Origin of the sequence: Limnohabitans sp. Rim8, from assembly GCF_945869175.1 — a bacterium.
Lineage (GTDB): Bacteria > Pseudomonadota > Gammaproteobacteria > Burkholderiales > Burkholderiaceae_C > Limnohabitans_A.
The window spans coordinates 1-10,940 of the sequence record NZ_CAMBNZ010000097.1; the positions used below are offsets into that span (position 1 = coordinate 1).

Here is a 10,940-nt window from a genome sequence, read left to right on the forward strand (position 1 = left end):
TTGCTGGACCGGCTCACGCATCATTGCCACATTGTGGAGACGGGCAACGAGAGTTGGCGCTTCAAGCACTCTCAGGCGGTCAGCCTGAAGGGTAAACAATCCAAAACGAAAGGGGGCAAAAGCACCGAGCAGCTAAACTTATCCACAACCGAATAAGCAAATTCTTTAAAAACCAGTGGCTCAATATTCGATGCAAACACTGGCTCAGTTTGTCTGGCTAATCAACACAACAAAATTTCATTCAACTTGGTTCAAAGCCCGTTTTGCAGAAACCCTCAAATTCACGGCGCGGAACCAAGTCCGAAAAAGTCATGTGGTTTTGAGACAAACGGGGTTTGAGACGCCTTTACCGGGCCAATGGCGCAGGTCGCAGTCAGGAGCCCAAAGCAAAAAGCCCCGCGTGGTGCTGGGCCTGAGGCTGCCTCAAGGCCGGCTGAGCAGGTTTGAGGTCTTTGTACTGGCGGAGGAGGAGGGATTCGAACCCTCGGTAGTGTTGCCACTACGCCTGATTTCGAGTCAGGTACATTCGACCACTCTGCCACCCCTCCTGAGACTCGTCGAAGCGCAGATTCTAGCAGAGCGTCGGCCGCGCCTAAACACTGAGCAGCGCCAATCCACCCATGTAAGGGCGCAGCACCTCGGGCACGGTGACCGAGCCATCGGCGTTCTGGTAATTTTCCAAAACAGCCACCAGTGCACGGCCCACGGCCAGTCCGGAACCGTTCAATGTGTGCACCAGTTCGTTTTTACCTTGCGCATTCTTGAAACGGGCCTGCAGGCGCCGCGCCTGAAAGGCTTCGCAGTTGGAGACCGAGCTGATTTCGCGGTACGTGTTTTGCGCAGGCACCCAGACCTCCAGGTCATAGGTTTTGCTGGCGCCAAAGCCAATGTCGCCCGTGCACAAGCTCATCACGCGGTAAGGCAAACCCAGCTTTTGCAAAATCGCTTCGGCATGGCCGGTCATCGCCTCCAGCGCCGTGTAGCTTTGATCCGGGTGCACGATCTGCACCATCTCGACTTTGTCAAACTGGTGCTGCCGAATCAGCCCGCGCACATCGCGCCCACCGCTGCCGGCTTCGGACCGAAAGCATGGGGTGTGCGCTGTCAACTGGATGGGCAAATCCGATTCAGCCAACACCTCGTCGCGCACCACATTGGTCAGCGTCACCTCTGAAGTGGGGATCAGGTACAGCGCCTGGCTTTCCTCGCCCTCTTGGCCGCCCTTGTTGGCAGCAAACAAATCGGCCTCGAACTTGGGCAACTGGCCCGTGCCGCGCAAGGTGTCGGCGTTCACAATATAGGGCGTGTAGCACTCGGTGTAGCCGTGCTCCTGTGTTTGGACATCAAGCATGAACTGCGCCAGCGCCCGGTGCAAACGGGCCACCGGGCCGCGCATGAATGTGAAGCGCGAACCGGTCAATTTGGTGCCCGTCTCAAAGTCCAGTCCCAACTTTTCACCAATGTCCACATGGTCCTTGAGCTCAAATTCGAAACTGCGCACCGTGCCCCAGCGCCGCACCTCGATGTTGCCGGTTTCGTCAACCCCCACAGGCACCGACTCGTGGGGCAAATTGGGCACGGCCAACAACAAAGTCTGCAGCTCGCCCTGAATCACTTCTAAACGCTGGGCCGAAGCGTCCAGCTCGTCCTTGATCGCGCCCACTTGCGCCATGACCGCATCGGCCTCGGCATGCTGGCCTTTGCCCTTGAGCATGCCAATTTGCTTGGACAGGCTGTTGCGCTGGCTTTGCAGCTCTTCGGTGCGGGTCTGCAGCGTTTTGCGCTCGCCCTCCAGAGCACGAAAGGCCTGCACATTCAGAAAAGGCTGGGGGGATTTACGGGTCTGCAAACGCGCCACGGCAGCGTCCAGATCTTTGCGGAGTAGAACAATATCAAGCATGGAGTGATTGTAGTGACGTCCCGTCGCCTTCATCACAAGCTCAAGGCCGACAAAGTCAGTTCTTGAGGCCCTTGGGCAAAGGGAATTTGATGGTTTCTTGGATACCGTCCAAGGTGCGCACCGATACCGCGCCCAATGCCCGCAGACGCGCAATCACATCTTGCACCAGCACATCCGGGGCCGAGGCACCCGCGGTGAGCCCCACTTTCTGCGCGCCGTCAAACCAAGACTCTTGCAGATCGGCTGCGCTGTCGACCATGTAGGCGGGCGTGCCCAGGCGATCGGCCAGCTCACGCAGGCGGTTGCTGTTGGAACTGGTGGGGCTGCCCACCACAATCACCACATCCACCAGCGGACTCATCAACTTGACAGCATCTTGGCGATTTTGAGTGGCATAACAAATGTCTTGCTGTTTGGGCTCGCGCACCTGCGGGAAACGTACTTTGACGGCCGCCACAATCTCTGCAGCGTCGTCCACACTCAAGGTCGTCTGTGTGACCACCGCCAACAGCTCGGTCTGGACCGGTTGAACCTTAGCCACGTCTTCGACGTCTTCAACCAAATGGATGCCACTGTCGAGCTGGCCCATGGTGCCTTCCACCTCGGGATGGCCTTTGTGCCCAATCATGATGAACTCATAGCCCTCTTTGTGCAGTTTGGCCAACTCCACATGCACCTTGCTCACCAGAGGGCAGGTGGCGTCAAAAATGCGAAAACCCCGACGCTGTGCCTCATCCTGAATCGCACGGCTGACGCCATGGGCACTGAAAATCAAGGTGGCGCCTGGCGGCACATCGGCCAGTTCTTCGATGAAAATAGCGCCTTTTTCGATCAGGTCGTTCACCACGTAGGTGTTGTGCACGATCTCGTGGCGCACATAAATGGGCCGACCAAACTTGGTGAGCGCATGCTCCACGATGTCGATGGCTCTGTCCACACCTGCACAAAAGCCGCGGGGTTCCGCCAAAAGCACTTCAGACGTCATCACATCACTCCAATCAATTCAACTTCAAAAATCACAGGCTGACCCGCCAGCGGGTGGTTGAAGTCAAACAACACCGCACCCGCTTCGCCCACCTCCAAGACCGTGCCCGCGTAGGAGCCCAAACCGTCTGGCGTGGGAAACTGCACCACATCGCCCGCCGCGTATTTTTCGGTCGGGTCGCCCAATTCATGGAGCAGCTTGCGGGCTACCCATTGCTGCATGTCCGGGATGTGCTCACCAAAGGCCTCACCCGCCGGAATCTCAATCACCACCCGGGTGCCTTCGGCCAGCCCCAGCAAACGCTGCTCGACAGCGGGCGACAAAGTGCCCGAACCCAGCGACAAAGTGGCGGGTTTTTCGTTGAAGGTGTTGATGATGTCCCCCTGCGGTCCTGCCAGGCGGTAGTGAAGCGTCAAGAAAGAACCGGGTTCGACAATGGGCATAAGGGTTTTCTGGAATGCCGCCGAGGCGGCCAAACGGGCATAAAGATAGGACTATTGTAAAAAGCCTGGCCGGCCTGTTCCCGAGAAGGGACTCCATGGACCAATGGCAGCGCCAGGGAGGAGAGATCCATGCGCATTCAAGACTTGCCTGCCGACGCGCGACCGCGCGAGAAATTGCTCGCCCGAGGCCCGCAGGCCCTGAGCGATGTGGAACTGTTGGCCATCTTGCTGCGTACGGGCATGGCGGGCAAAACCGTGTTTCAGCTCTCCGAAGAACTGCTGGCGCCTGATGGCATCGCGGGGCTGCTGAAGGCGACCACCACTTCGCTCAAAAAGGTCAAAGGCCTGGGACCCGCCAAACAAGCAGAACTCTTGGCGGTGTTTGAACTGGCTCGACGGGCATTGAGCCAACGCCTGAAAGAGCGCACGGCTTTTGAAACACCCGACGTGGTCAAGCAGTATTTGCAACTGCAACTGGCCCACAAAAACCAGGAAGTCTTCGCCGTGCTGTTTCTCGACAGCCAAAACCGCATGCTGGCTCTGGAAGAAATGTTCCAGGGCACCCTCAGCCAGACCAGCGTTTACCCACGCGAAGTCGTCTTGCGCGCCCTGCACCACCAAGCGGCGGCCGTGGTGCTCAGTCATAACCACCCCAGCGGCTCGGTGCAGCCCAGCCGCGCCGATGAACACCTGACCCAAACCCTCAAGGCCTCACTGGCCTTGGTCGATGTGCGCGTACTCGACCACATCATCGTGGGACAGGGACAAGCCCTGTCGATGGCGGAGCAAGGTTGGATGTGACCCGCGCGTTCGGCCGGTAAACTCCACGTTTTCCTCGAAAACCTAAGGCCATGTCCCACTACCACCTCTACGCCATCGGCAACGCACTGGTCGATACCGAATACGAAGTCTCTGATGAACTGCTGAGTGCAATGGGCGTGAGCAAGCGTCACATGACGCTGATCGACACCCCTCAACGCGCCCAATTGCTGACGCATGTGCAAGGCTTGCACGCCCGCCGCACCGGCGGTGGCTCGGCGGGCAACACGGTGGTGGCCTTGGCCCAATTGGGCGGCCAAGCGTTTTATTCGTGCCGTGTGGCCGATGATGCGCTGGGCGCTTTTTACACACAAGACCTGCAAGCCAATGGCGTGGCCACCAACCTCACCCACACCCACCCCACCGAAGGCCAAACCGGCAGCTGCATGGTGCTGGTCACCCCCGATGCCGAGCGCAGCATGTGCACCTTTTTAGGTGCGACCTCGCAGCTGGACGCCAGCGCCTTGCACCCCCAAGCCATCGCAAAATCCAAAATTTATTACATGGAAGGCTATCTGGCCGCCTCGCCCACGGGCCTGGAAGCGGCCATCAAAGGCCGCCAGATCGCCATCGAGCATCAAGTGGCCACAGCGTTGACGCTCAGCGACGTGAGCATGATCAACTTTTGCAAAGCGGGCCTGGACGCCATGATCGGTGACGGCTTGGACTACCTGTTTGCCAACGAAGAGGAAGCGCAGACCTGGTGCGGCACAACCGATCTGGACAGCATCATCGGACAGCTGTCGGCTTTGGCCACCACGGTCTGCCTGACACGCGGCCCCCAAGGCTGCACCGTCGTGCAAGGTGATCAACGCATGGACGTACCCGCCGTACCCACCCAGGCCGTGGACACCAACGGCGCGGGCGACATGTTTGCAGGTGCATTTTTGTACGGCATCACCCATGGCCACACACCCGCTCAAGCGGCTGCGCTGGCCAACCGGGCCGCTGCTGCTGTGGTCGGTCAGCACGGTAACCGACTGACGGCGGCTCAAATGCAAGGCATCGCTGCCCAAGCCAACAAGGCTTAGGTCTGTATCAGGCCATCCACCACCTGGATGGTCTTGTCACAACGCTTCCCCAGCTCGGGGTTGTGCGTGACCAGCAGCACCGTGGTGCCTTGCTCCTGGTTGATGCGGCGCAGCAACGCAAACACCGCATCGGCGCTCTTGGTGTTCAAGTTGCCGGTGGGCTCATCGGCCAGCAGCAAAGCCGGGTTCATGGCCAAGGCACGCGCCAAAGACACCCTTTGCTGCTGCCCTCCACTCATGTTGTTGGCCATGTTGTTTTTCCAAGGCGTCAAGCCCACACTCTCCAGCAAGGCTTCAGCACGCTCGCGCATGGCCTGATTCGGGAACCCCGCTGCGCCCAGCAGGGGCATCATCACGTTCTCGAGTGCCGTGAAAGCCGAGATCAGGTGGTGGTACTGGAACACAAAGCCAATGTGGTGACCGCGCAGACGCGTCAGGGCCTGGTCGGCCAACCGCGTGGTTTCTTCGCCCGCCATTTGCAGCAAGCCTGAAGTGGGTCGGTCCAACAAACCGATGATGTTGAGCAAGGTGCTCTTGCCCGAGCCCGAAGGCCCCATCACGGCGCAAAAGTCGCCCCTGTGCAGCGTCAAATCAATACCGTGCAGCACCTCGGTCTCGATGCCGGTGCCCACATTGAAGGCTTTGCACACATTCTGCAGACCCACCACCACATCCGAGCTATCCATGGATCGCCTCCACCGGGTCCAAACGGGCCGCTCGCAAGGCCGGCGCATAAGCCGCAGCCAAGCCCGTCAGCGTGGCCAGCCCCAGGGCCAGCGCAAACAACTTCGGGTCCAGCACCAGCGCAAACAAGGGTGTGCCATCGGCATTCAAGGCCAGTTGCTGCCAAAGCACCAGCCCCAAAGCGCCCAACAGGCAGCCCAGCACCGCGCCGCCCCAGCCCAGCAAGCCGCCTTGTAACAAAAACACCCGCAGCACCTGCCCACGCGAGATGCCCATGGCCCGCATGATCCCGATTTCGCGCGACTTTTGCACCACCGACACCACCAGCACACTGGCAATGCCAAAGGCCACAGACAGGCCCACAAAAAACCGAATCGCCGTATTGGCCGTGCTCTGGGCACTCACGGCGGCAAAAAACTGTGCCCCGGTCTTGATCCAGCTGTCGGCCTGCACCCCGGTCGCAGCATGAATACGCTGAGCGATGACCTCGGCCGCATACACATCTCGCACGGTGACTTCGATGCTGGTCACACCACCCAACAAGCCCAGCAGGCTTTGTGCCGTGCGCAGCGCCACAAAAGTGCTGCGCTGGTTGGCCCCTTTGTTGCCCGGGTCAAACACACCACTGATGGTCAAGCTGGTGGCCACGCCTGCGGCATTGGCGACGCGCAGCTTGTCGCCCACATCTACGCCCAAGTCACTGGCCAGTTCGGTGCCGATCAACATGTCCTGCCCCGTCAAACGAGGTGTGCCACGCACGATTTTTTCGGGCAGCTTGACGATCTGGAAATACCCCTCAGGCTCCACCCCCGTCAAGCTGATGGCCCGGCTGGCGCTGCCGCGCACCGCGAGCGCCGAGCCGCCCACCACGGGCGAGACCACCATCACATCGGGCGTGTTGCGCACTGTGTTGAGGAGGGGCTGCCACTGGTCAATCGACTTGAGCCTTTGCAAAGGGGGTTGGACAATGGCCGAATTCACCATACCGATCGTGGCCAGATGCAAAGTGCGCGTGATCTCTTTGGGCGGCAAAAGCTGGATGTGCGCCTGCCCGGACAAGACCCGCGCAATGAAGTTGCCCTGCAAACCGGCCAGCAGCGCTGACATGAATACGATCACGCCCACTCCGATGGCCACGCCCACCAGTATGAACACCGTCTGCATGCGGCCTTCACGCAAAAAACGGATGGCCACAATCCATTCAAACGGCACCCATTGTTTGAACATGTGCGGCCCAATCAACGTGACGCACGCACGCGCTGGCCCTGGCGCAGCGCATTGGGCAACACAATAACGGCATCGCCTTCACGCAAGCCATCCTGCACCTCGACCCACGCGCCACCGCGCAAGCCTAAGCTGAGCGGGCGTCGCACCGCACGGCCAGCATCGCACAACCAGACCCATGGCGCCGGCCCGTTGATGTCATTGATGAGCGCCACCGGCAGCGCCAGCACCTGCGCTTTTCGCGCCACCACCAAGTCCACCGACACGGTCATGTCTTGCCGCAAGGTTTCAACAAGCTCCTGCACATCGAGCTTGATTTCAACCGCGCCCGTTTGTGCGTTGACACCTGGGTTGATATAAACCACCTGGGCCTTGAATTTTTGCTGCGGATAAGCATCGGCCGAGGCCAGCGCTTGCTGCCCCAATGCCACCAAGCGCAGGTTCTTTTCATCGATCTGCACCACCAGTTGCGTGGCCCCATCTGGTGACAACGTCATCAAGACCTTGCCCGCCTGCACCACATCACCCACTTCCACATTTCGACCTATCAACTGGCCGCTCAAAGGCGCCATGATCACCGCATAGCGGGCCTTGGCGCTCAGCACTTCGGCGTTGGCCTGCGCCTCGGCCACAGCACCCACGGCCAAGCTGTGCTCAGCGCCACCCGCCAAGGTCGATGCGACCTGTTGTTTTGCGGCCAGCGCTTGTGCATCGGCCAAAGCCAAGGCCTTGTGCGACTCGTCAAGCGCCGCCTGACCGATGAAGCCTTGCTCGAACAAAGCCAAACTGCGCTGCCCGCTGGCCAGCGCCACCTCCAAACTGGCTTGCGCCTGTCGCAAGGTCTGCTGCACCACAGGCCCCTGCAAGTCGTTCAACTGGCGCAGTCTGCCTTGTGCCTGCACCACGGCGAGCTCGGCCTGCCGCTTGGCATACTGCAACTCGATGCTCGCCAGCTCGACCAATACATCGCCCCGCTTGACGACTTGCCCCTCCGCCACGGGCACACGCGACACCGTGCCGATGATCTGTGCGCCAATGCCCACCCGGTGCGGCGTTTCCACACGGCCACTGGCCACCACCGTTTGCAGCAAATCACGGCGCGACACAGCCTCGGTCTGAACCTGCGGGCCCATCCACCAGCGCAGCAAAGCGGCGCCCAGCAGCAAGGCCAACAAACCCATCAACAATTGACCGCCATGTTGGCGTAGCCAAATCCAAACAGCATTCATATGGCCCATTGTGTGTAGCTTCAGTGGCTGAGGGCATGATGCAGGTCAAGAATGGATCGCCTTCAGGCTCCATGTCAGTGATCTGGGCAAAAATCAGGTCTCTCCCTTCTACAAACCGTCCCTTTCCCTATGAAAAAAATTCTCCTCCTCGGCTCCGGTGAGCTTGGCAAAGAATTCGTCATCAGCGCCAAACGCCTTGGCTGCCACGTCATAGCCTGCGACAGCTATTTCAGCTATGCCGATTCGGCCGCTGAGCTGCTGGCCCGCGCCACCGACATCGGTTTCCCGGTCGTCATCAAACCCGTCATGAGCTCATCGGGCAAAGGCTAAAGCGTGGCCCAAACCGCTGCTGACATTCAAGCCAGCTGGGATTACGCCTGCGCTGGCATGCGCGGAGATCGCCAGAAAGTCATCGTTGAAGAGTTCATTCACTTCGAATTTGAAATCACCCTGCTCACCGTGCGCCAACGCAAGGCCCGACGCTGTTTTGCCCACCAATTGGTCATGTCCAGGAGCGCGGTGACTACCAATACAGTTGGCAGCCGCAGGGCATGACACACGAACAAATCCAAACCGCACAAGACATGGCTGAAAAAGTCACCAACGACCTGGGGGGTGCAGGCCTGTTTGGGGTGGAGTTTTTCTTGACCCAAGACGAGGTGATCTTCAGTGAGCTGAGCCCCCGCCCGCACGACACGGGCATGGTCACCCTCATCAGCCAGAACTTGAGCGAATTTGACTTGCACGTCCGCGCACTATTGGGTCTGCCGATTCCTGTCATTGAATGCGCAGAAGGAGCCAGTGCCGTCGTACTGGCCGACAAAGATGGCACAAACCCATCATTCACAGGGGTCGAAGCGGCCCTGAGCGAGCCCGGCGTGGACGTGCGCGTCTTCGGCAAGCCCACCACACGGGCCTACCGCCGCATGGCCGTGGCCTTGGCCAAAGGCCCCAACGCACTGGCGCGAGCGCGGGAGGCAGCAGGCCAAATCAAGGTGGTGGTTTGAACCCCTGCGAACGAGCACGCTCCACCCAGACCCAATCGACCACATCACCATGGGGTTGATAACCCGGCACCAGTTCTTTCAAGAGCGACTGAATCCGCGGCACGTTGTTGGCCTGCAGTGCCAAACCCAAATCACCCAATTTGGCTTGGAGCGCGTCCCAGCGTAAAAAATCTTCGTGGGCTTTCATGATGCGGGGGTGACCCGTGGGCATAGCGTTGTCACCGATCAAAAGCTCTTCGTAGAGCTTTTCTCCAGGGCGCAAGCCCGTGACGGCAATGGCGATATCGCCGTTCGGACTCCCCGAGTCCTGCACAGCCAAGCCCGAAAGTTCCACCATGCGTTTGGCCAAATCGATGATCTTGACCGGCTCGCCCATGTCGAGCACAAACACATCGCCACCGCTGGCCATTGCCCCCGCCTGAATCACCAGCTGTGCAGCCTCGGGAATGGTCATGAAGTAACGGGTGATTCGCGCATCCGTCAAGGTGATGGGGCCACCATCCTTGATCTGTTGGCGAAACAGGGGCACCACCGAACCCGAAGACCCCAGCACATTGCCAAAGCGCACCATGCTGAAACGGGTTTTGTCGGCTTGACCCTGGAACAATGCCGCTTGCGCTTGCAACACCATCTCTGCCAGTCGCTTGCTCGCACCCATCACGTTGGTGGGGCGCACCGCCTTGTCGGTACTGATCAAGACAAAGTCCGCGACACCATGGCTTGCCGCCAATTGGGCGGTGTTCAATGTCCCCATCACATTGTTCAGGACGCCTTCTGCCGGGTTGTGCTCCACCAAAGGCACATGCTTGTAAGCGGCAGCGTGATAAACCGTGTGTGGTTTCCAGGCTCGAAAAATCTCGTCCATGCGCGATGCATCGCGCACATTGGTTAAGATGGACACCACACGAATATCCCTGTATGGCCCTTTAAAAACCAAACTTTGCAACTCCTGCTCAATGGCATACAGCGCAAATTCGGTCATCTCCAACAACAACAAAACAGAGGGGCCGGCCGTCACAATTTGACGACACAGTTCTGAGCCAATGGAGCCGCCTGCACCAGTCACCATCACCACTTTGCCTTTTGTGTTTTTGGCCAGCAGCAAAGGGTTGGGGGGCACCGGATCACGGCCAAGCAAATCCTCAATGTCCAAATCCTTGAGATCAGACACCTGCACCTCACCTTGGACCAAAGCCAGCACGCCCGGCAATGTGCGAACCTGAACATGGGCTGCACGCACCAACTCCAAAATTTCATTGCGCCGGGCACGGGTCGCTGAAGGAATCGCCAAAAATACCTGCGTGACTCTCAGCTTTGTCACCAGGGTCAAGAGGCTGGCCGGATCGTGAATTTTCAAACCATCGAGCACCTGGCCGTGCAATCGATCATCGTCGTCCAGCAACCCCACCACCACCATCTCGGGACTGGTCTTCAAAGCGGCCGCCAATTGCCGACCAGCCGAGCCCGCACCATAAATGAGCACGCGTGGCCATTGCTCTTTTCCGACCAGATTTTGGTAAATGCCCCCTAACCAATAGCGGACAAACGTCCGAGACAGCGAGACTCCGACCAACAGCAAGACCGGTTGCAGGATGCCCACTGAACGGGGCACACCTGG

At 59.3% G+C, this 10,940-nt stretch carries 10 protein-coding genes, 1 tRNA gene and 1 pseudogene; 4 read left to right on the top strand and 8 right to left on the bottom strand.

The genetic code is table 11. From position 1 onward, the window contains the following. On the top strand, positions 1-156 hold a 156-nt coding region (locus Q0O19_RS12515), incomplete at its 5' end, for an ATP-binding protein (protein WP_295523492.1). 302 nt (positions 157-458) lie between these two features. Here the strand turns inward: Q0O19_RS12515 and Q0O19_RS12520 are convergent. From Q0O19_RS12520 to Q0O19_RS12535, 4 genes are all read right to left on the bottom strand, one after another. Next, positions 459-548, bottom strand: a tRNA-Ser gene (locus Q0O19_RS12520). Positions 549-592: 44 nt separating this feature from the next. Further along, a complete protein-coding gene (gene serS / locus Q0O19_RS12525) occupies positions 593-1,900 on the bottom strand; it encodes a serine--tRNA ligase (RefSeq protein ID WP_295523474.1) in 1,308 nt (435 codons plus the stop codon). 55 nt (positions 1,901-1,955) lie between these two features. Continuing rightward, entirely contained in the window at positions 1,956-2,885 is a 930-nt protein-coding gene (gene ispH, locus Q0O19_RS12530) for a 4-hydroxy-3-methylbut-2-enyl diphosphate reductase (protein ID WP_295523476.1), read from the bottom strand. Continuing rightward, positions 2,885-3,328 carry an FKBP-type peptidyl-prolyl cis-trans isomerase gene (locus tag Q0O19_RS12535; RefSeq protein ID WP_295523478.1) on the bottom strand — a complete coding sequence of 148 codons (444 nt, stop codon included), beginning with the start codon at positions 3,326-3,328 and terminating at the stop codon, positions 2,885-2,887. The genes ispH and Q0O19_RS12535 overlap by 1 nt, the downstream gene beginning before the upstream one ends. A gap of 129 nt (positions 3,329-3,457) precedes the next feature. Here Q0O19_RS12535 and radC point away from each other — a divergent pair, with 129 nt between their 5' ends. Together radC and Q0O19_RS12545 are read left to right on the top strand one after the other, a co-directional pair. Next, positions 3,458-4,129, top strand: coding sequence for a DNA repair protein RadC (gene radC / locus Q0O19_RS12540; RefSeq protein WP_295523480.1), 672 nt, complete (start codon positions 3,458-3,460; stop codon positions 4,127-4,129). A 50-nt stretch (positions 4,130-4,179) separates the two neighbouring features. Further along, positions 4,180-5,178, top strand: a complete 999-nt coding sequence (locus tag Q0O19_RS12545) for an adenosine kinase (protein ID WP_295523482.1) — start codon at positions 4,180-4,182, stop codon at positions 5,176-5,178. On the opposite strand, the gene Q0O19_RS12550 is transcribed toward Q0O19_RS12545, so the two are convergent. Genes Q0O19_RS12550 through Q0O19_RS12560 form a run of 3 tightly spaced genes read right to left on the bottom strand, consistent with a single transcriptional unit; the run spans position 5,175 to position 8,315 of the window. Further along, positions 5,175-5,864: an ABC transporter ATP-binding protein gene (locus Q0O19_RS12550; RefSeq protein WP_295523484.1), complete on the bottom strand. Its 690-nt coding sequence runs from the start codon at positions 5,862-5,864 to the stop codon at positions 5,175-5,177. The two genes, Q0O19_RS12545 and Q0O19_RS12550, sit on opposite strands and share 4 nt — an antisense overlap. Beyond that, positions 5,857-7,089 (bottom strand): FtsX-like permease family protein, encoded by a 1,233-nt coding sequence (locus tag Q0O19_RS12555; RefSeq protein ID WP_295523486.1) that lies wholly within the window; start codon positions 7,087-7,089, stop codon positions 5,857-5,859. The genes Q0O19_RS12550 and Q0O19_RS12555 overlap by 8 nt, the downstream gene beginning before the upstream one ends. 11 nt (positions 7,090-7,100) lie before the next feature. After that, positions 7,101-8,315 (bottom strand): efflux RND transporter periplasmic adaptor subunit, encoded by a 1,215-nt coding sequence (locus Q0O19_RS12560; RefSeq protein WP_295523488.1) that lies wholly within the window; start codon positions 8,313-8,315, stop codon positions 7,101-7,103. A gap of 129 nt (positions 8,316-8,444) precedes the next feature. On the opposite strand from Q0O19_RS12560, the pseudogene purT reads away from it, so the two are divergent. Continuing rightward, positions 8,445-9,322: pseudogene (purT, locus tag Q0O19_RS12565) on the top strand (formate-dependent phosphoribosylglycinamide formyltransferase). Here the strand turns inward: purT and Q0O19_RS12570 are convergent. After that, positions 9,306-10,940, bottom strand: a 1,635-nt coding sequence (locus Q0O19_RS12570) for a nucleoside-diphosphate sugar epimerase/dehydratase (protein WP_295523490.1), incomplete at its 5' end; no start/stop codon positions are given. The pseudogene purT and the gene Q0O19_RS12570 sit on opposite strands and share 17 nt — an antisense overlap.

Excerpts from the sequence above, each read along its gene's own strand:
- Q0O19_RS12560 (WP_295523488.1), bottom strand. The coding sequence starts at position 8,315 with ATGAATGCTGTTTGGATTTGGCTACGCCAACATGGCGGTCAATTGTTG.
- serS (WP_295523474.1), bottom strand. The coding sequence starts at position 1,900 with ATGCTTGATATTGTTCTACTCCGCAAAGATCTGGACGCTGCCGTGGCG.
- Q0O19_RS12555 (WP_295523486.1), bottom strand. The coding sequence starts at position 7,089 with ATGTTCAAACAATGGGTGCCGTTTGAATGGATTGTGGCCATCCGTTTT.
- radC (WP_295523480.1), top strand. The coding sequence starts at position 3,458 with ATGCGCATTCAAGACTTGCCTGCCGACGCGCGACCGCGCGAGAAATTG.
- Q0O19_RS12535 (WP_295523478.1), bottom strand. The coding sequence starts at position 3,328 with ATGCCCATTGTCGAACCCGGTTCTTTCTTGACGCTTCACTACCGCCTG.
- Q0O19_RS12545 (WP_295523482.1), top strand. The coding sequence starts at position 4,180 with ATGTCCCACTACCACCTCTACGCCATCGGCAACGCACTGGTCGATACC.
- ispH (WP_295523476.1), bottom strand. The coding sequence starts at position 2,885 with ATGACGTCTGAAGTGCTTTTGGCGGAACCCCGCGGCTTTTGTGCAGGT.
- Q0O19_RS12550 (WP_295523484.1), bottom strand. The coding sequence starts at position 5,864 with ATGGATAGCTCGGATGTGGTGGTGGGTCTGCAGAATGTGTGCAAAGCC.